This is a genomic window from Pseudomonas sp. GL_093, from assembly GCF_057837605.1.
On the sequence record NZ_CM174448.1, the window covers coordinates 4,239,028 to 4,258,751 of the forward strand.

15 protein-coding genes are annotated in these 19,724 nt (G+C 61.0%); 1 reads left to right on the plus strand and 14 read right to left on the minus strand.

From position 1 onward, the window contains the following. Positions 1 to 57: 57 nt before the first annotated feature. The 7 genes from AC3IUE_RS19460 to AC3IUE_RS19490 all read right to left on the minus strand — a co-directional run bounded on the left by AC3IUE_RS19460 (position 58) and on the right by AC3IUE_RS19490 (position 11,351). Positions 58 to 1,701 (minus strand): fatty acid--CoA ligase, encoded by a 1,644-nt coding sequence (locus tag AC3IUE_RS19460; protein WP_489263389.1) that lies wholly within the window; start codon positions 1,699 to 1,701, stop codon positions 58 to 60. Between the two features lie 24 nt (positions 1,702 to 1,725). After that, entirely contained in the window at positions 1,726 to 3,504 is a 1,779-nt protein-coding gene (locus AC3IUE_RS19465) for an acyl-CoA dehydrogenase C-terminal domain-containing protein (protein WP_489263390.1), read from the minus strand. A 7-nt stretch (positions 3,505 to 3,511) separates the two neighbouring features. Continuing rightward, positions 3,512 to 6,028, minus strand: a complete 2,517-nt coding sequence (locus AC3IUE_RS19470; RefSeq protein WP_489263391.1) for an efflux RND transporter permease subunit — start codon at positions 6,026 to 6,028, stop codon at positions 3,512 to 3,514. 15 nt (positions 6,029 to 6,043) lie between these two features. Beyond that, positions 6,044 to 7,126, minus strand: a complete 1,083-nt coding sequence (locus AC3IUE_RS19475; protein ID WP_489263392.1) for a WD40/YVTN/BNR-like repeat-containing protein — start codon at positions 7,124 to 7,126, stop codon at positions 6,044 to 6,046. A gap of 118 nt (positions 7,127 to 7,244) precedes the next feature. Then, positions 7,245 to 8,603, minus strand: a complete 1,359-nt coding sequence (locus AC3IUE_RS19480) for a DUF1329 domain-containing protein (RefSeq protein ID WP_489263393.1) — start codon at positions 8,601 to 8,603, stop codon at positions 7,245 to 7,247. 41 nt (positions 8,604 to 8,644) lie between these two features. Then, on the minus strand, positions 8,645 to 10,657 hold the full coding sequence (locus AC3IUE_RS19485) for a DUF1302 domain-containing protein (RefSeq protein ID WP_489263394.1): 2,013 nt from the start codon (positions 10,655 to 10,657) through the stop codon (positions 8,645 to 8,647). 127 nt (positions 10,658 to 10,784) lie between these two features. Then, the gene (locus tag AC3IUE_RS19490; RefSeq protein ID WP_489263395.1) at positions 10,785 to 11,351 is read right to left on the minus strand and encodes an RBBP9/YdeN family alpha/beta hydrolase; all 567 of its coding nucleotides are present in this window, start codon (positions 11,349 to 11,351) and stop codon (positions 10,785 to 10,787) included. Positions 11,352 to 11,705: 354 nt separating this feature from the next. Here AC3IUE_RS19490 and AC3IUE_RS19495 point away from each other — a divergent pair, with 354 nt between their 5' ends. Then, positions 11,706 to 12,764 (plus strand): AraC family transcriptional regulator, encoded by a 1,059-nt coding sequence (locus AC3IUE_RS19495; RefSeq protein WP_489263396.1) that lies wholly within the window; start codon positions 11,706 to 11,708, stop codon positions 12,762 to 12,764. Positions 12,765 to 13,134: 370 nt separating this feature from the next. Here the strand turns inward: AC3IUE_RS19495 and AC3IUE_RS19500 are convergent, their stop codons facing one another. The 7 genes from AC3IUE_RS19500 to AC3IUE_RS19530 all read right to left on the minus strand — a co-directional run bounded on the left by AC3IUE_RS19500 (position 13,135) and on the right by AC3IUE_RS19530 (position 19,527). Further along, positions 13,135 to 14,145 carry a YeiH family protein gene (locus AC3IUE_RS19500; RefSeq protein WP_489263397.1) on the minus strand — a complete coding sequence of 337 codons (1,011 nt, stop codon included), beginning with the start codon at positions 14,143 to 14,145 and terminating at the stop codon, positions 13,135 to 13,137. Further along, positions 14,142 to 14,468 (minus strand): Rieske (2Fe-2S) protein, encoded by a 327-nt coding sequence (locus AC3IUE_RS19505; RefSeq protein ID WP_095129699.1) that lies wholly within the window; start codon positions 14,466 to 14,468, stop codon positions 14,142 to 14,144. The genes AC3IUE_RS19500 and AC3IUE_RS19505 overlap by 4 nt, the downstream gene beginning before the upstream one ends. Beyond that, positions 14,465 to 15,127, minus strand: a complete 663-nt coding sequence (locus AC3IUE_RS19510; protein ID WP_489263398.1) for a DsbA family oxidoreductase — start codon at positions 15,125 to 15,127, stop codon at positions 14,465 to 14,467. Before AC3IUE_RS19510 ends, AC3IUE_RS19505 begins: the two co-directional genes overlap by 4 nt. Continuing rightward, positions 15,124 to 16,452, minus strand: coding sequence for an MFS transporter (locus AC3IUE_RS19515; protein ID WP_489263399.1), 1,329 nt, complete (start codon positions 16,450 to 16,452; stop codon positions 15,124 to 15,126). The genes AC3IUE_RS19510 and AC3IUE_RS19515 overlap by 4 nt, the downstream gene beginning before the upstream one ends. Before the next feature lie 91 nt (positions 16,453 to 16,543). Further along, the gene (locus AC3IUE_RS19520; protein ID WP_489263400.1) at positions 16,544 to 17,596 is read right to left on the minus strand and encodes a beta-keto acid cleavage family enzyme; all 1,053 of its coding nucleotides are present in this window, start codon (positions 17,594 to 17,596) and stop codon (positions 16,544 to 16,546) included. An 87-nt stretch (positions 17,597 to 17,683) separates the two neighbouring features. Further along, positions 17,684 to 18,532, minus strand: a complete 849-nt coding sequence (locus tag AC3IUE_RS19525; protein WP_046049435.1) for a TauD/TfdA dioxygenase family protein — start codon at positions 18,530 to 18,532, stop codon at positions 17,684 to 17,686. Positions 18,533 to 18,546: 14 nt separating this feature from the next. Then, a complete protein-coding gene (locus AC3IUE_RS19530) occupies positions 18,547 to 19,527 on the minus strand; it encodes a quinone oxidoreductase family protein (protein WP_489263401.1) in 981 nt (326 codons plus the stop codon). Positions 19,528 to 19,724: the final 197 nt, after the last annotated feature.

The window sequence follows — 19,724 nt, forward strand, 5'->3', positions numbered from 1 at the left end:
GAAACAGAACACCTCGCGACGTGCGGGCAGGGTTGACGTAGCCCCCCCGCACCTTTCTCAGCCCAACTCACTTTCCCGAATGAGCTTCTTGTTAATCTTCCCGACGCTGGTTTTAGGGATCTCGGCAACGAACTTGAACTGCTTGGGAATCGCCCATTTATTGATCCTGCCCCGCTCGACAAATCCTTGAAGGTGCGTCTCCAGGATCTTGCGGTCGAGATACTGCCCAGGCTCGCACACCACCAGCGCCATCGGCCGTTCGCCCCATTGCTCGTCCGCAATGCCCACCACCGCGACCGACATCACGGCCGAGTGCTCGCTGATCAGGCTCTCCAGTTCCAGGGAGCTGATCCACTCCCCGCCTGTCTTGATCACATCCTTGATGCGATCCTTGATTTCCACTCCACCCAAGGCGTCGATAGAGGCCATGTCGCCGGTGTGCAACCAGCCGTTGTGCCACAACTCGGCGCCCTTTTCGGTTTCCTTCAAATAACCTTGAGTCAGCCAGGGTGCGCGCACCACGATCTCGCCCAGGGACTCGCCGTCATGGGCAACGTCATTGCCACTGGCATCGATGATTTTCAGGTCGACCATCGGCACTGGCGTACCCGTCTTGATGCGGGTGGCCAGTTGGGTTTGCGTGGATTGATCGAGGTCTTTGTCACGCAAGTAAGTCAGGCACAGCAATGGGCAGGTTTCCGACATGCCGTAACCGCTGTGCACCTGAATGCCTTTGGCGCTCGCTTCGCTGGCAATGCCCAGTGTCAGCGCGCTGCCGCCCAGGAGCATTTTCCAGCCATCGAAACGAGTCCGTTGCGCTTCCTCGCAGTTCAGGATCATTTGCAGAATGGTCGGCACACAGTGGGAGAACGTGACCTTCTCCTCTCGATACAGCCTGACCAGGCTGTTGGGCTCGTAGCGGCCGGGGTACACCTGTTTGATCCCCATCAGGGTGGCGACATAGGGCACACCCCAGGCATGCACGTGAAACATCGGTGTGATAGGCATGTAGACATCATCGGAGCGCAGCAGCGGCAGCCCCTGATAGACGCCCAAAGTGCCGACGGCATTCAAGGTGTGCAAGACCAATTGGCGGTGGGTGAAATACACGCCTTTGGGGGCGCCAGTGGTGCCCGTCGTGTAGAAAAGGGTCGCGACGGAGTTTTCATCGAAATCGGGAAAGTCGTACTGGTCCGCCGACCCGGCCAACAGGTTTTCATACTCCCCCAGCACCGGTAGCGACGTGTGAGTGGCTGTGTCGTCCGTAAGCTGCAGGTAACCTTTGACGGTCTTCAGCTGTCCGTGAATCTGTTCAACCAGAGGCAGAAAATCGTCATGCACCAGCACCAGGTCGTCCTCGGCATGGTTCATGGTGTAGAGCACCTGATCCGGCGAAAGACGGATGTTCACGGTGTGCAGCACCGCGCCGATCATCGGTACGGCAAAGAAACATTCCAGGTAGCGATGGCTGTCCCAGTCGAGCAGGGCCACCGTATCCCCGGCCTTGACGCCGGCAGCAGTCAAGGCGTTGGCCAGCCGACGGATCCGCTGGTTGAGGGTCTGGTAGCTGTAGCGCAGTTTGTCGGCATACACGATTTCCCGGCCCGGTTCGTAGCGCACGCCGGACAGCAGCAATTGCTTGATCAGCAAGGGATAGGCGTAGGCGCCGTCGGCGGGCGGAATTATTTTTGTCGCCATCATGGTTGGGAGTCCTTGTTCTTTCGATCAGAAGTGCGCTGCGTCCAGTTCGTAGAGGCATTCGCTGCCAGCCTTGGCCGACGCGCTCAACGAGTGGATGCGTGGCAGCAGACGGGCGAAGTAGAAGCGCGCGGTGGCCAGTTTGCTGACGTAGAAATCGTCTTTGGAATGCGTGCTCATGGCAGCCTTGGCCATTCGCGTCCACATGTAGGCGTACGCGGTGTAGCCGAACACGTGCAGGTACTCGACCGAAGCCGCGCCGATTTCATTCGGGTTGTTCTGGGCTCGGTCCAGCAGCCATGCGGTCAGTTCGTCGAGGGTCTCGACGGCGGCGTTCAACGGTTGGGTGAACTCGCCGAGGTCGGCGCAGGCATTGGCGGTAAAGTTGCGGATTTCCGAAGCGAACAGCCGGTACAGCGCCCCGCCGCTGCCGACGATTTTGCGCCCGGCCAGGTCCAGTGACTGGATACCGTTGGTGCCTTCGTAGATCTGGGTGATGCGCACGTCGCGAACCAATTGCTCCTGGCCCCATTCGCGGATGTAACCATGGCCGCCGAAGATCTGCTGGCCGTGCACCGTGGTTTCCAGCCCCATGTCGGTGAGAAACGCCTTGGCCACCGGGGTCAGTAGCGACACCAGTTCCTGGGCGCGGCTGCGAGTTGCCGCGTCATCGCTGTACTTGGCGGTGTCCAGTTGCAGGGCCACGTAGCTGGAGAACGCGCGCCCGCCTTCGTTCAAGGCCTTCATGGTCAACAGCATCCGCCGTACATCCGGGTGAACGATGATCGGATCGGCGGCTTTGTCCTTGTTCTGTGCGCCCGTCGGCGAACGGCTTTGCAGACGGTCACGGGCGTATTCGACGGCGTTCTGGTAGGAACGCTCACCCAGCGCCAGGCCCTGGATACCCACGCCCAGACGTTCGTAGTTCATCATGGTGAACATCGCCGCCAGACCCTTGTTCGGCGCATCGATGATCCAGCCGGTCGCCCCGTCAAAGTTCATCACGCACGTAGCAGAAGCCTTGATGCCCATCTTGTGCTCGATGGAACCGCAGGACAGCGCGTTGTGCTCACCCAGCGAGCCATCGTCATTGACCAGCACCTTGGGCACCAGAAACAGCGAAATGCCTTTAGGACCGGCGGGTGCATCCGGTAACCGCGCCAGTACCAGATGGATAATGTTTTCGGTCAGGTCGTGCTCGCCGCCGGTGATGAAAATCTTGCTGCCGCTGATCTTGAAACTGCCGTCGGCCTGAGGTTCGGCTCGGGTGCGAATCAGGCCGAGGTCTGTGCCGGCATGCGCCTCGGTCAGGCACATTGAGCCGGTCCAGGTGCCGGCGTACATGTTCGGCAGATAGCGCTCCTTGAGTTCCCGACTGGCGTGGGCATTGATCGACAGGCACGCACCAGCGGTCAGCATCGGGTACAGCCCGAACGACAGACTGGCCGAGTTGACCATCTCCTCGACCTGAGCGGAAATGGCCTTGGGCATGCCCATGCCACCGAACTGCGGATCACCGCCAACACCCACCCAACCGCCTTCGGCGAATGCCTGATAAGCCGCGACAAAACCGTCCGGTGCCTGGACCGCGCCGTTGTTCCAGGTGCAGCCCTGTTCATCACTGCTGCGGTTCAACGGTGCGATAACTTCGCCACTGATCTTGCCGGCCTCTTCAAGGATCGCGGCGGCCGTTTCTTCATCGATCACTTCGACCAGGCCAGGCAATTGGGCCCATAGCCGGGACACCTGGAAGACTTCGTTGAGTACGAAGCGCATATCGCGCAAAGGAGCTTTGTAATCAGACATCGTTGGCTTACTCGGAAGTGGTCAGGGCATGCGGCATGCCCTGGCGTTGGGATGTGCCGGTTGCACCGGCTTGTGCCACTTGGGCTTGCGGAACGGGGTGACGCAGCAGGAAGTAAGACAGGGCAGGAATCAGCACCAGCGCGCCGAGCATGTTCCACAGGAACATGAAGGTCAGCAGGATGCCCATGTCAGCCTGGAACTTGATCGGCGACCAGACCCAGCACACCACGCCGGCCGCCAGGGTGATACCCACCAGGCCCACGACCCGGCCGGTAAACGACACGGCGTTGCGGTAAGCCTGCGACAGCGGCAGGCCCTGGCGCTGGTAATGCAACTGCACGCTGAGCAGGTACAACGCGTAATCCACGCCGATGCCCACGCCCAATGCGATCACCGGCAGGGTCGCGACCTTCACGCCAATGCCCATGACCACCATCAACGCTTCGCAGAGGATCGACGTCAGCACCAGTGGCAACAGGGCGACCAGGGTCGCGCGCCAACTGCGGAAGGTGATCAGGCAGAACAGCGTCACCGCCGCATAGACGTACAACAGCATGGTGCGATTGGCCTCGAGCACCACAATGTTGGTCGCTGCCTCAATCCCGGCCGACCCGGCCGCCAGCAGAAACTGGCGATCTTCACTGTTGTTCTCCCGGGCGAACTTTTCGGCGATACCCACCACGGCATCCAGCGTCTCGGCCTTGTGATCCTTGAGGAAAGTGATCACCGGCATCAGCGAACAATCGGTGTTGAACAACTCCGGGGAGTTGACCGAGGCTTGCTGCGCGGCATAGTTCAGCACGTCCTGATTGCGCTGGATGCTGTTGAGCTTGGGGTTTCCTTCATAGGTGCCGGCGGTGATTTGGCGCACCGCGTTGACCAGCGAAGCCGTCGCCTGTACGCCCGGATACTGCTGCAGCTCCCAGGCCAAACGGTCGGCGAGGATCAGCGTCTTGTAGTTCAGACAGCCTTCCGGCGCGGTCTTGATCATCACCGCGAACAGGTCGCTGGACAGCGCGTAGTGGCTGGTGATGTAGGCGTTGTCACGGTTATAGCGCGAGTCGGCACGCAACTCCGGTGCGCCACTTTCCAGATCGCCGATCTTCAGCTGCAAGCTGACCATGAAGCCGCCGATGCCCATCAGCACCGCAACCAATACCGCGCCCGTGGCCCATTTGGCCGTGGTGAAGCGGTCGAGCAAGTCCCACAGTTTGCCAAAGCCTTTGGGCCCTTCTGCGCGCGTGTCGATTTTCAGTGCGCGCTCGGCAGCCTTGGCGCCGACGCCGACGTAAGACAGCGCCACCGGCATCAGCAATAGCGAGGTGAAAATCAGCACCGCCACACCGATACTGGCGGTGATCGCCAGGTCTCGGATCACCGGAATATCGATCAGCATCAGCACCGCGAATCCGACGGCGTCGGCCAGCAGCGCCGTGACGCCGGCAATGAACAGACGGCGGAAGGTGTAGCGTGCGGCGATCAGCTTGTGGGTGCCACGGGCGATGTCTTGCATGATCCCGTTCATTTTCTGCGCCGCGTGGGACACACCGATGGCGAAGATCAGAAAAGGCACCAGCACCGAGTATGGGTCGATGGCATAGCCGAGCCAGGCGACGATGCCGAGTTGCCAGACCACCGCGATCAACGAGCAGCCGACCACCAGCAAGGTGCTGCGAACGCATCGGGTGTAGGCGTAAATGATGATCAGCGAAGTGACGACGGCCAGGCCGAAGAACATCATCACCTGAATCAGCCCGTCGATCAGGTCGCCCATCAGTTTGGCGAAACCGATCACCCGGACTTTGTACTGACCCTTGCCCTCCTCCCCGGCTTTGCGTGCAGCGCTGTCGCCGGCGAATTCGATCTTGTCGCGCAACTGCTCCTCGAGCATCTGCGAAAAGGCGTGGTAGTCGATGCGTTGACCGCTGGCCGTGGCCTTGTCCAGCAGCGGCACGATCAGCATGCTCGATTTGTAGTCGCTGGCCACCAGACTGCCGACGATACCGGCACGGGAAATGTTCTGGCGCAGCTGTTCGATTTGCTCAGGCTTGCCCTCATAGGTATCGGGCATCACCGGGCCACCCTGGAAACCTTCCTCGGTAACTTCGGTCCAGCGCACCGCCGGGCTCCACAACGACTTCATCCAGGCGCGGTCGACGCCTTCGGTGAGGAACAATTTGTCATTGACCTGCTTGAGCACATCCAGGTAACCGGGGTCGAAAATATCGCCCTGAGTGTTCTCCACCACCACCCGCACCGAGTTGCCCAAGCCGCGTAACGACTGGCGGTTTTCCAGGAAGTTCTGGATGTACGGCTGGCTCTGCGGAATCATTTTTTCGAAGCTTGGACGCAGCTCCAGGCGCGTCGCGGCCATGTAGCCCAACACCACGGTGGCCAGCGCCATCAGCAGCATGAACAGCGGACGGTAGTTGAACACCAGCCGCTCCAGCCGATTGCCGGATTGGCGGTCGAAGTCCCGCAGATCGCGGATCACCGGCATGGTTTCTTGTTTGATATTGCCCATGTCTGGGTTCTCGCTCTAAGGGTTCGAGGGCTCAACGGACAGCGTCCGTGCACCACGGCTGCCAACCACCACCAGCGCACCGGCGGCGCGCGTGACGCCAGTCACCGGGACCGGCTCGGCTTGCTGCACCCAGTGCATTTGCGCACCGGCGCCCTGGCTCACCAGCATCTGCCCGCCCTGAGTAAACAAGCGGTAATCACCCTGCGCATCGACGATGCCGGCGGTGATGCTGACGTGCAGGCCACTGTCCAGCGGGGTCCAGCTGAGACCGCCATCGGTGCTGCGCAGCACATTGCCGCGCAAGCCGTAGACGAGCGCTTCCCCAGGTTTGCCGAGCACACCGAAAAAACTGCCCTGATAAGGTGTCTGCATGGCGGCAAAGCGCTGTTTTGCGTCATCCCATTTGAGCAACAAGCCCTGCTCGCCGGCGATGTACAGCGCATCGCCGGTGGAGGCGATGGCGTTGAGGTGAAAACCTTGCGGGTTGTCGGTGCGGTCCTGGAAAGGCGTCCAGCTCTGGCCGCCATCCTCGGTGCGCAGGATCAAATTGAACACCCCGACCACATAGCCGAGGTGCTCGTTGGCGAACCAGACATCGAGCAAGGGTTTGTCGGCGCCCTGCGCCACCAGGCGCTCACCTTCGGCGACCAGCAGCGGCCATTGTTCGTTGCCAGGTTCTGCATGGGCCAACGCCTGGTAATGCTTGACCAGCAAGGCCCCAATCTCGCGGCCGTCCAGTTGCTTGCGCCAGGTCGCACCCGCATCGTTGCTGTGCAACACCACACCATCGTTACCCACCGCCCAGCCCTGGGTGGTGGTCGGAAAACTCACCGCAGTAAGGTCGGCACTGGCCGGCACAGCGGCCTGCTGCCAGTGCTGACCGGAATCATCGGAAAACACAATATGGCCACGCTGGCCGACGGCGATCACGCGCTCACCGGCGCGGGCCATACCGGACAACGGACTGTTGACGGCCAAGGTGCTGACCCTGACAGGCAGGTCCAGCACATCGACGTAGTCGGCTGCGTGGGTGATGCCTTGCAACACGCCGAGCACAACGCCAAACGCCAGCTGCAAACAATTTTTATACGAACACATACCGCGTCCTCTTCGGAAAACCGCGCCGGGACACACGTCCGTGTGCCTGACGTTGAAACCTGGCGCCCGCTCGCTCCCACCGCCTCGTGTGAGTCGAGCGGGCGTTTTTGCGGTTGGCTCAGCGAATACCGGCGCCGGCCAGGGACTCCGACGACCACTGCGCCTTGGAGAGCGGGTCGATGTACTTGATGCCGCCGTAAGGGCCGACCACTCCGTTGATGTTGTAGGTGCCGCCGACCAGGTCGTAGATCATGAACGGCGTGGAGTCCGGCACCTGCTTGTCATAGCTCTGGCTGAGGAAGGCGAAGGAACCGCGATAGAGCTGGCCACGGGCGTCGTATTGATCCGAAGCCAGAGCGGTCCAGCTGTCTTCGTCGAGGTAGAAGCGGCGCTTGGCGTAGATGTGGCGAGCACCGGACTTGAGGGTGCCTTCGACGACCCACACGCGGTGTTTTTCCCAGCGCACGAAGTCCGGCGAGAGGTGATTGGCGGTGGTCAGCGACTTCGGATCCTGGACGTAGGTCAGCTTGTAGGTGTTGTAGGGCACGATCATTTCCTGCTTGCCCACCAACTTCCAGTCATAGCGATCCAGCGCCCCGTTGAACACGAACACGTCATCGTAGGTGCCCGCGCCGGCGGTGCCAGGGTTCGGCGTGTCATAGGCCAGGTTCGGCGCCAGTTTCACCCGACGCTGGCCAGGCAAGTACTGCCAGGCGCGACGTGGTTGCTGCAACGGGTTGGCGGCGTCCTTGAGCATGATCGCTTCACCGGCCCGGCGCGCTGGGCCGGTGTAGGAGAGCTTCATCTGGTAGTACACATCGGCGCTGCTGATCGGCTGCGTCAGGTTTTCGTAGATCGGATAGGAAATGAACGCCTGCCCGGTGATCGCCAGGCTCGCAATACCAGCGGAATCGACGTTCCACGAGTCGTACTTGGTGTTGATGCTCACGCCCTGATAACGCAACAGGAAGTTCCACATCGCTTCGTTGCCCGACTGCGGGATCGGGAACGGTGCCCCCGGCAGCACGTTGTCGATGGCCAGCCCACCTTCGAGCGACTTGGCGCCGCTGGCGTTCTTCACGCCGTTATCCAGGATGGCTTGGGGCAGCGAGACAGTGCGGTGAGTCGGGAACACATCGACACGGAAAGTCGGGAAGCGCTTGGCCAGTTCGACCGTGGTGGCGCTGAGCATATTCTTGTACTGATCGACGTTCTTGCCATCGATCACCAGCAGCGGTTTTTCGTTGGCGAACGGGTCCGGACGCATGCTGTCGCCGGCTTTGAAACTGGCCGGCGGCGTGGTCAGGCCACCGCTGTAGGCGGGGATGGAACCATCAGCGTTCCCGGCCTTTTCGGCGCCCACCAAGGTCAGGCTGCTGCCGAGTTTCGCAACGTCCTGGGGTGAAACAGCGGCCTGTGCCTGGGCGGCAAGGACCATGGCCAGCGAAGCGGCCAACACGGTTTTTGCGAATTTCATCTTGTTATTCTCCTGCTTGCATTGAGCAAATCAGTGGTGCATCAAAAAGTGGTTTTCATCGTCAGGTAAACGGCGCCACGGTCCTCAGTCGTGGCCCCTCCACCGGAGAAGGCCGAGTAGCCACCGCCGTAACAGGCGTAGTTTTCATTGCCGCTAAAGGCATTGGGTGTGGAGCCGTCGCCGCTGCCGGCATTGGCCGCGCCAGTGCTCAGACCGCTGGTGTCGCACTTGTCGGTCTTGCCGAAGGAGTCCACGTACTTCAGATCAACGAAGTATTTGTTGTACACAACGGCCCCGAGGCCGATGGCGTAGTTACCGGTGTCTTTGGCACCGCCACCGGACACTGGCGACACTCCGGCAAGGCCCACGTTGACGGACATCGGTGCATTGAGGTCGACGCCGGGAAACACCTGGTACCAGGTTGGTGTGAAGTTGACCGCGATGCCCCAGTTGTCCCGGGTCGGCTGGTCGATGCCGCGATAGGTGTCCTTGCCCTTGTAGAGCGCCTCGTTCTTGCTATCGAGCTTGAGCAGGTTGCTGTAATACAGCTCGCCCAGCAGAGTTGCCGAATCGAACACCGGCGTTTTGGCAATGGTCATCAGACCGTTGAGCGTCCAGTGCAAGGTGTCGCCGGTGGCGGCCATGCTGTCGCCCTTCTCCGGGGTGTCATAAACCACACCGGTGGCAGCCGTACGCGCCGGCAACAGACCAAGACCCGCGCCCAGGCCTAGCGGACTGTTCGTGCTGACAATCGCCGGAATACTGGCCAGCGGCATGTTGTGACGAATGTTCAGGTCCGAACCCACACTCACCCCGCCCACATCCTTGGACAGGCTCAGGCCAACGATCTTGATGTTGTCGGCATAGGCCATTTGATAGGTGGCGGTGCTCAGCGAGTTGAGCGTATTGACCACCGCAGGCACTTGCCCTGCCGGCGGGGTGCCGTTGGGGTTGGCCGAACTCAGGCCTCTGGCATCCAGCCAGGCTTGCGGCAGGATTTCCGAGGTTTCGCGGTAGTAAACGCCGAGGGTGCCGTCCAGCCAGGCTGGTGACCACTTGGCCATAATCCCCCAGTCACCACGCTTGTCCGGCGTAAGGTCATGACCGCGACGCACATTGGTCAACCCGTTGCAGGGCGCCAGACCACACCCCAGCGGACTGCCCGGCACCACGCCATTGGTGTTGCCCAGCAGGAAAGATTGCGCACCGAAGCCGACCAGATCGGAACCGCCGTAATAAGTACCCGCTTCCGGCAGGCGCGCGGCGTCCCAATCGAGGAAATACTGGGCGCCCACGGTCAGTTCGGGATTGACCGTGAATGACATCGACAGCTGATTACGTGGAACGAACAGTTCCTTCGCTTCAGTGCCCGGCGAGGCAGCCAGTTTGGCCAGGTCCAGGCCGGATTGGCCGTAACTGATCGAATGCACCGGGTTGAGAATGGTCTCGCCCCAGAACACGTTGTGCTGTCCGGCCTTGACGCTCAGCAGCGACTCCTCGCCCACTTCGGTGCTGTAGAACACGAAGGCATCGAGGATTTCGCCGGAGGGACCGGTGTAGTAACGCTGGGCATAGTTGCTCAGGTGCGGGCTGCCATTGCCGACGTTGTCGCCGGTGACCCCGGCCAATCGTGGGTCGTTGGCGACCAGCCCCGACCTTGCGTCGTTGCCGTTGACGAACGGGTTGGAATTGGAACCGGTGTTCTCGTAGGCCTTGTCATACCAACTGGCGGCGCTGACACGAAAACCCATGTGGTTCTGGTAGACCACATCCATCTCGGTCAACAGGTCGATACGGTTGGTGATGTTGGTCCCGGCCTTGCGGAAGTTGTAGTCGCCGTCGTTGTTGTTCGGCGTTGCCAGCATGCGTTTGTCAGCGCTTTCGGTGCGCACGCCGTAGTTGTACTTCACGGTGTTATCAAGACGCATGGTCCAGTCCGGGTTACCGGTGTCGATCTCGACCGCCTGCGCGACCGGCACGGCGGCGGCCAGAATGGCCGAGGCCAGCAAGGTGTAACGCGAGGGTGCGAACCCGTGACTCTTATTGTTGTGCATTGCGTTGTCTCCGCCTTTTTGTATTTGTTTTAAGCGCAGCCGCCCTCGCGCAACCCCTTGTTCCAGGGGTTTACGTTTTCAGGAATGAGGGCAAATGCCGGATGGCGCGGGCCAACCGACGCCTGAATTAGCGGTCCAGTTCGAGGATGAGTGCTTCGGCGTGTGGCCAGCGCCCATACCCGGCAGCAGGATTGAGATGACCGACTTCGCCGAGATTGAGCAGTTCGCTGCCCCAGCCTTCGGCCATGCGCGTGGCGGCGTCCAGGCTGGCGAGGTGGTCGTTGGTACTGGCGGCCACCAGACTGCGGAACGGCAACCGGCCTTTGGGTAGAGGGTCCCAACCCTGGGTACGCAGGGTTTCAGCGCAGGGGTAGCCTTGCGGCCATTGGGCATCAAGGTCCGGCGGAGCGGCCAGTAGCGCGCCCTTGATCGGCCGACTGTGCCGCGCAGCCCAGTGCGCAACCATCAACACGCCGGCGCTGTGAGCGACCAGAATCACCGGCCCGTCGATCTGTTCCAATTCATGCTGAATCGCTTCGACCCGCTTGGCGCAATCGAGTTTGTCGGTGTCCAGCGGCGGCACACTGCGCACCTTGCACAGCCTGGTTTCCAGCAACGTTTGCCAATGTTCGGCAACGTGCTCGCGCAGACCCGGTACGATCAGAACGGTTGCGGCAGTTTGCAGTTTGTCCACTTCAACACCTTCGCTTTCTCGATGACTCGACTGGCTCTATCGCCAGGGGCTTTTTGTAGGACTGACATTAAAGAGCGCCCGCCCGAAGCGCTTTTCATTGGACGTCAGGCACTTTTCTTTTCATGACAAATTTCCAGGTGTTGGCGCGCCGCGACCATTGGTCGAATATCCCCGCAGGTTCTCTACAGCTCACTGTAATCAATGGGTGAGCGTCGATTGCTGCACAACGACGGTGTGATTTTGGACAGCATTGGGCGAGCGCCCTCGACAACGTCACAACTGTTCAATTGTTGATGTGCTGGATATAGTCGCCACGCAAATTTGAATCGCAACCGGCCCAGGAAAGACCTTCGCATGCCCAAGCTTGTTCGCGCCGCCGTCTTGACCAACTACCTGGAAGTCACTCAGTACTTGGGGTTCAACCCGCGCGATGTACTGGCCGGCGTCGGCTTGAGCAAAGCCAAGCTGCAAGCCCCTGAACATCGCATTCCCATCGATGCCGCCGTGCGTCTGCTGGAGGACTCGGCCGTCGCCAGTGGCTGCCAGAGTTTCGGCCTGAGCATGGCCGAGTCGCGCCAGCTCTCGGACTTCGGCGTGGTCAGTCTGCTGCTCAGCCACCAGCGTACGCTGCGCGATACGTTGCAAGTGCTGGTGCACTACCGTCATCTGATGAACGATTCGCTGGCCCTCTTCATCGAGGAGGCGGGCAAGATGGTGATCATTCGCGAAGAGGTGGTCACCGAATCGCCGATGCCCTGCCGACAAGCCAATGAACTGGCAATCGGGGTGATGTTCCGCCTGTGCGCCGCCCTGCTCGGCGCACACTGGCATCCCTACAGCGTCAACTTCACACACCAGCCTCCCGACAACCTGCAACTGCATCGCCGTCTTTTCGGCTGCAAGCTGGAATTCGGCAGCGAGTTCAATGGCATTGTCTGTCCCAATGCCAGCCTCGACATGACCAACCCCCATGCCGACCCGGCCATGGCGCGCTACGCCCAGAGTTACCTCGACTCGCTGCTGAACCACGAAGGCCCTTCGATGCTGTTCGAGGTGCGCAAAGCCATCTACCTGTTGTTGCCGATGGGACGCGCCACCATCGAGCAGATCGCCCAGACCCAGGGCATGAACGTTCGGACCCTGCAGCGCCGCCTCAAAGACGACGGCTGCGCCTTCAACGACCTGATCAACGACGTGCGCCGCGACCTGGTGCTGCGCTACCTGGAAAACCCGAATTACTCGTTGGGCCGGATCGCCGACATGCTCGGCTACTCCATGGCGAGTTCCTTCACACGCTGGTTCATCACCCAGTTCGGCATGCCGCCGGCGGCTTGGCGCAGCGCGCAAAAACAACCCAAGGCACCCAGCGAACCAAGCACCCTGCCCGGCTCCACGGAACCCTGGGTTGACTGATACACCGCGTTGCATGGTTTACGACTGCTACGCAGCCGGACGCAGCCGGACGCAGCCTCGCAGGCTCGGCAGCTGCTACAGGGTTTTACCCCAAAAAAAAAGCGGCGACTGCTGGTACAGTCGCCGCAAAAGAACCGGTGTTTATGACACCGGCCGGGAGCCCCACTGCGACTAGGAGTCGACCGCAGTGCAGCTCTGTAGCAGCTGCCGAGCCTGCGAGGCTGCGTCCGGCTGCGTAGCAGTCGTAAAACCATGCAGCTCGGTGTGTCAGTCAACCCGCGCATACCGGATTTGCGAGGACTTCGTCCTCGAACGCAGGCTTCGCCAGCTGCTACAAAAGATGCGTCGCAGCCAGTATTCGTGACCGGACTTAGAGACCCCAACGCAGCAACAACAGCACCAGCACGACAAGGAACACCGTCTCCCCCACCATCAACAGGATCGGCTTGATGCCCACCGCCGCCAGCTCCTTGAGCTGGGTCTTCATACCCAAGGCGCTGATGGAAACCACCAGGCACCAACGCGACAGTTCATTGACCGATCCCTGCACCGCCGGGGCCACCCATCCGGTGCTGTTGATACAGGCCAGAATCAGAAACCCGACGGCGAACCATGGCAGCAGCGGCGGTCGTTTTCCGGTCGGGTCGGCGCCCTGCATGCGGGTAATCATGGCGGCGCAGACGATCACCGGCAGCAGCATGGCGACCCGCATCAGCTTGACCACCGTGGCCGTATCGCCGGTCTCGGTCGACATGCTGTAACCGGCACCGACGACCTGGGCGACATCGTGGATGGTCGCCCCCAAGAACACGCCCGCCACTTGTGGCGACAACGACAGCCAGTTGGCAATCATCGGGTACACGATCATCGCCAAAGTCGACAGTGCCGACACCCCGATCACCGTGAATAACGTCGCGCGTTCTTTCTGCGGGTGATTGGGCAATGCCGCCGCCAGCGCCAACGCCGCCGACGCACCACAAATTGCAGTGGCCCCACCGGTGAGCATGCCGAACAAACGCTGAAACCCCAGCGCCTTGGCCGCGATCACTGAAACGCCGATGGTCACCACCACCAGAATCACCACCAGCGCCACAGGCTTCCAGCCCAGCGCGGCAATCTGTTCGAGGGTGATGCGCATACCCAGCAACGCCACGCCAATGCGCAACACAGTGCGTGCGGTGAACTCGATGCCGGCCTTGCAGGCGCCGTCACCGGCCAGGAAGTTCAGCGCCATGCCCAACAGCAAGGCAAACAGCATCACCGGCGCGCCGTAGTGCTCGGACAAAAAGGACGCAGCAGCTGCAACGATCAGACTGACGATAAAGCCCGGCGCCAATTCGCGCGTTCGGCTGTGGATACGGGTGAGAGCGATGGCGCTCATGGCGCGGCCTCCTCGGGAACGATGACGATGAACGCCTGGCCGTCGATGATCTCGACCGGGTAGTTGGCGACTTTGACAGCAGTGGAATTGAGCAAGTAACCGCTGCGCAGATCGAAGCGCAGGCCGTGGGCGCAGCATTGAATCACCCGCCCCTCAAGGCGTCCGCCACACAGCGAGGCGCCCTGGTGCGGGCAACTGTCGTCGATGGCGAACACGTCACCTTCGACGTTGAATAACGCCAGGCTTTTGTCATCGAATTCGAACAGTGCACGACCGCCCGCCTGCGGGAGTTTTCCGGCAGGCACAGGGATACGCCGGTTCATGCAGGTTGCCGCTCGAGTTCACTTTCTTTCAGTGCCTGGCTCATGGCCCCGAGCAATGCCTGAGCAGGTTGTGCACCGATCACCGTCATGCGACGGTCGAACTGAAAGCTCGGCACGCCACTGGTCGCGCCGGGGAAGCCATCAAATGGCGTGGCGTCGCCCTTCAGGCAATCGAGCACCACGTCCGTATCGACGCCGCAGGAGCGGGCAATGGCGAGTAAGGTCTCGCGGCATCCCAGGTTTTCGCGTCTGCGGAAATAAGCGGTGAACAGCCGTTCGAGCAACATTTCACGCTGAGTAGCATTGCCCAGTACGCTGACTCGTTCGAACAAACGGTGGGCGTCTGCGGTGTTGGGCATCGTCTCGATGTGGCTGAGGTCGAGGGTCAGTCCAACCGCCGCGGCAGCCTGCTGTACCTGGGCTTGGCGCATGGTCATAGCGTCGGCATTGCCCAGGCGTTTGCGGTAGAAGTCGGCGAAGGGCTCACCTTGTACCGGCAACTGAGGCAGCAACTGCACGCCATGCCACACCGTGGTGATCTGCACATCCGGTTGGCGACTGCGAAACTGTACCTGCGCATGTTCCAGTTGACGCTTGCCGATCAGGCACCAGGGACAGATGAAATCGAAGAACACATCAATACGTAAACGACCACTCACAACTTCACCTCTAACACTGCTTTGCTCATCGAATCGTGGACTTGCTCGCCCTTAAGCCGGGCAATGTCCTTGTGGTAATGACACTTGGCATAAAAGAACACGGCCGCAGCCGCGATGCTGACCAGCGGCACTAATTGAAAAGCAGCCTGCAAGCCGATGAGGTCGGACACCTTGCCGGTGATGAACGGCCCAGGCGCCAGCCCCAACATGTTGTTGGCCAGGGTCAGCGTGGCGAAGGCCGTGCCGTGGACCGAGTAATGGGTCAGGTTGGCAACCATCGCTCCGCAAGGGCCGGTCGTGCCGGCGGCAATCAACATGCCGAGGCAGATCAGCACCAATTGCACAGGCCCTGCCGGCAGTGCGAATGCCGCCGACAACAACAGGCAACTGCCCAGGCAATAGGCGATGGCCAAGGCGACTTTGCGCTCCGGCGAATGGCGCGACAGTCGATCGCTGAGCATGCCGCACAGGATCATCCCCGCACCGCTGCACAGCACGATGATCGCCGCGACGCCGCCCGCCTTGTCCGTGGCCATGTCGTAATAACGATTGAGGTAACTGGGCATCCACACAATGACGGTGCCGCCGACGAACAGTTGCAAGCCACTGCCGATGTAGGCAGCGATCACCGAGCGGCTGGAAAACAGCGTACGCAATGGACGCTTGACCGCTGCAGCCGCCTTGTTCGCCGCCAGGGAGGCACGTTGCGGAGCAATGCGTGCTTCCTTGACGATGACCGGGTAAAGCACCGCCAGCAGCAGGCCGAACAGCGACATGCCGGCGAACGACCAGCGCCAGCCAAGCTTGGCGGCGATTGCACCGCCCAGCGCCATACCCAATACCGAACCGAACATACCGCCTGCCATGAAGGCACTGGCCAGCGTTGCACGCAGGTGTTTGGGAAACACCGAAATCACCACCGCGATGCCGACGCTGCCGTACGCCGCTTCGCCGACGCCGACCATGAACCGTGCAATGAACATCTGCTGATAGTCCTGCGCCACGGCGCAGCCCAGCGTCGCCAGACTCCACAGCAAGGCCATCAGCGCCAGGCTCTTGACCCGGCCAAAGCGATCCGCCAGCAATGACAAGGGAAATGTCAGCAGCCCCACCATCAAGGCGACAATGCCACTGAGCAGGCCGAGCTGGCCGTCGCTCAAGGCCCATTCGCCCTTGAGCATCGGGAACACCGCGTTCAGTACCTGGCGCGACATGTAATCGGAAATCAACAGCCCGAACGTCAGTGCGAAGACGATCCAGGCATACGGACGCGCAACACCGACAGCACAGTCGTCATCGTCTGCGGCGATTGGGTGAAAGGCCATGCAGCCTCCTCAAAGCTTCGTTTTATTGTTGTTATCAAGCGTGTTGCAGTGCAGCGAGCGGGAGGCCATTGACCTCCCCTTCGTCTACCGATCAGCCGCGTTGCGGCACACCTTTCTGCCCGGCCTTGCGGTTGGGGGCCATGCCATTGGCCAACAGAGTTTCTTCGATGCTCTGGTACTGCACGCCGATGCGGTAGATCTCGCGGGCTTCTTTGCCGGTGGCGATTTCGCGACCCAGTTCATGAGCGATGCGCACGGTCTGCTTGATCTGCGCAACTGAGCCGAAACGATCGCCCTTGTGATCAATAATAGTGTCTTCATTGCCCACGCGCGGGTGCATGCCCATGGCCATCGACATGGTGTTGAACGGCATGACGTTCTTGAGCAGCGACTCGGAGGTCAGGGTGCAACCATCCGGTGCGCGGTGGATGAAGTTGAAGAAGTTGAACGGATTCGGGCCATCGAAACCACCGCCGATGCCGATCCAGGTCAGGTTCAACGGGCCCTTGTAGACGCCCTTGCGCACCAGGCGCTCGAGGGTTTCCATGGCGTGCATGCCGGTCAGTTGGAAGTGCGGCTGGATGCCGTTGTCCATCAGACGCTTGAGGTGCTCGGCGACCCAGGCCGGGCCTGCCGGTACGGTCATTTCGCTGTAGGCGGCCTGATACAGGGGATTGGCCAGGGACGTGCCTTCCAGGTATTCCGGATACAGCAGTTCCATGATGTTCATTTGGGTGGTGTTGATCGCCACCGTGACCTGATCCGGTTTTGGCGTCAGCTCGGCCAGCATGTGTCGCGTATCGTCAGACAGCCACTTGGCGGCTTCGCCATCGCTTTCCGGCGCGAAGGAAATCGAACCACCGACCTGGATGATCATGTCCGGCACGGCTTCACGCACACCGGCGATCAACTCGTTGAACTTGGACAGGCGCTTGGAGCCCTTGCCGTCCAGTTCGCGCACATGCAGGTGCAGAACCGTGGCACCGGCCTCATAACACTCGACCGCTTTTTGCACCTGCTCGTCCATGGTCAGCGGGATGTCTTCGGGGAAGTCTTCCGGCATCCATTCCGGGCCGTACGGGGCCACCGTGATGACCACCTTATCCATGTTTTCCGGGTGCAGGGAATCGTCGAAGAATTGCATGAGTTACTCCTGTTTTTATGATTGTCGCGCCCACCCGGGATCGTGCCGGGCAGACGTCTTTACGAGTGCGAATGCAGAAGGGGTCGATCAGTAAGTCTTGTCGCCGATGATCCCGGCGCGATCCATCTTGCGATGGCACGGCGGGTAATCCATGACGGCGTAATGCTGGGTACTGCGGTTGTCCCAGATGGCGATGCTGTTGGGCTTCCAGCGCCAGCGCACTTGATACTCGGGGATGTACGCCTGGCTGATCAGGTAGCGCAGCAACTCGCTCGCGCCCGGGTTGGCGTCCTGGCCGAAACGCACCCGCTCAGGGGTGTGGTAGTTACTGATGTGAGTGGCGAAGGCGTTGACGAACAGCACCTTCTCCCCGGTTTCCGGGTGAGTACGCACCACCGGATGCTCGGCGTCCGGGTACATCGCCCTCAGTGCCAGACGCTTTTCAATCGGCATGGCGGCACCGAAGCTGGCTTCGATGCTGTGGCGCGCGCGCAGGTCGGCAATCTTCACCTTCACGTCTTCCGGCAAGCGCGCGTAGGCCTCGACCATGTTGGCCCACATGGTGTCGCCGCCCACCGGCGGGCACTCCACGCAGCGCAGCACGCAGCCCATCGGCGGGGCCTCACGCCAGGTGGCATCGCTGTGCCAGGAGTTTTCATAACGGTCCGCCGGCTGGTCCGGGTTCTTGTAGATGCGCACCAGCCCCGGATGATCCGGGTCGCTGCCCGCCACCGGGTGATCTTCCAGCTCGCCGAAGCGGCGGGCGAAGGCCACGTGCTCGGCGCGAGTGATGTCCTGGTCGCGCAGGAACACCACGCGATGCTTGAGCAATTGCGCACGAATCTCGGCAAACAGGCCATCGTCATGCACCGCGTCGGCAAGGTTGACGCCAATCAGTTCGGCGCCAATGCTGCAGGTCAATTGTTCGACTTTCATGGCAGACGACTCCCTTAAATGACGAAAATCGACGAGCCCGTGGTCTTGCGTGATTCCAGGTCGCGATGGGCCTGGACGGCATCCTGCAAAGCGTAGTGCTGGTTGATCTCGATCTTGATCCGACCGCTGCCGACATGGTCGAACAACTCGCCCGCCAACGCGGCTTTTTCCGCCGGGTCGGCGATGTAGTCGGCCAGGGCCGGGCGGGTCATGAACAACGAGCCTTTCATCGCCAGCATCACCGGGTCGAAGGCCGGGATCGGACCGGATGCCGTGCCGACGCACACCATCAGGCCGCGGCGCTTGAGCGAATCCAGGGAGCCCATGAAGGTGTTCTTGCCGACGCTGTCGAACACCACGTTGACACCCATGCCGTCCGTCAACTCGCGAACGCGCTGGGCAACGTCTTCATGGCTGTAGTTGATGACATGGTCGCAGCCATGGGCCCGGGCGATTTCACCCTTGACCTCGGTGGACACAGTGCCGATGACGGTCAGGCCGAGCAGCTTGGCCCACTGCGAAACGATCAGGCCCACACCACCAGCGGCGGCGTGCAACAGAATGCTGTCGCCAGCCTTGAAATCGTAAATGCGCCGCATCAGGTACGACGACGTCAGGCCGCGCATGGTCATGGCCGCGGCGGTCTCGAAACTGATGGTTTCCGGCAGTTTGATCAGCGGCGCGGCCGGGATCAGACGCTCGGTGCTGTAGGCCCCCAGTGTATTGAGAAAACCGGTGTAGGTGACGCGATCACCCACGCGGACATTGGTAACCCCCTCGCCGATGGCCTGGACCACTCCGGAGGCTTCAACCCCCATGCCATTGGGCATCGGGATCGGGTAAGTGCCATTGCGAAAGTAGGTGTCGGCATAGTTCAGGCCGACCGCCACATGACGAAGTCGAACCTGGCCTGGACCGGGATCGCCCACTTCGACTTCCTCATAACGGAGGACTTCGGGACCACCGGTTTCGTAGAAGCGTACGGCTTTGGCCATTTTTTCTTATTCTCCAATCTGCAAGATGGGCGTGCTGCGTCGAATTGCGCTGATTGGACTGTAGGACGCCGTCTGACGAGTCGCTTCTCATCAGACGACAATGGCTTTTCATTTCATGACAACTGCGTGCGTGTACGAATCCCGGAAACGAGAAAGCCCGGCGAGTGGGCCTGATGCTGTTCCTTAAGGTTGGGGGA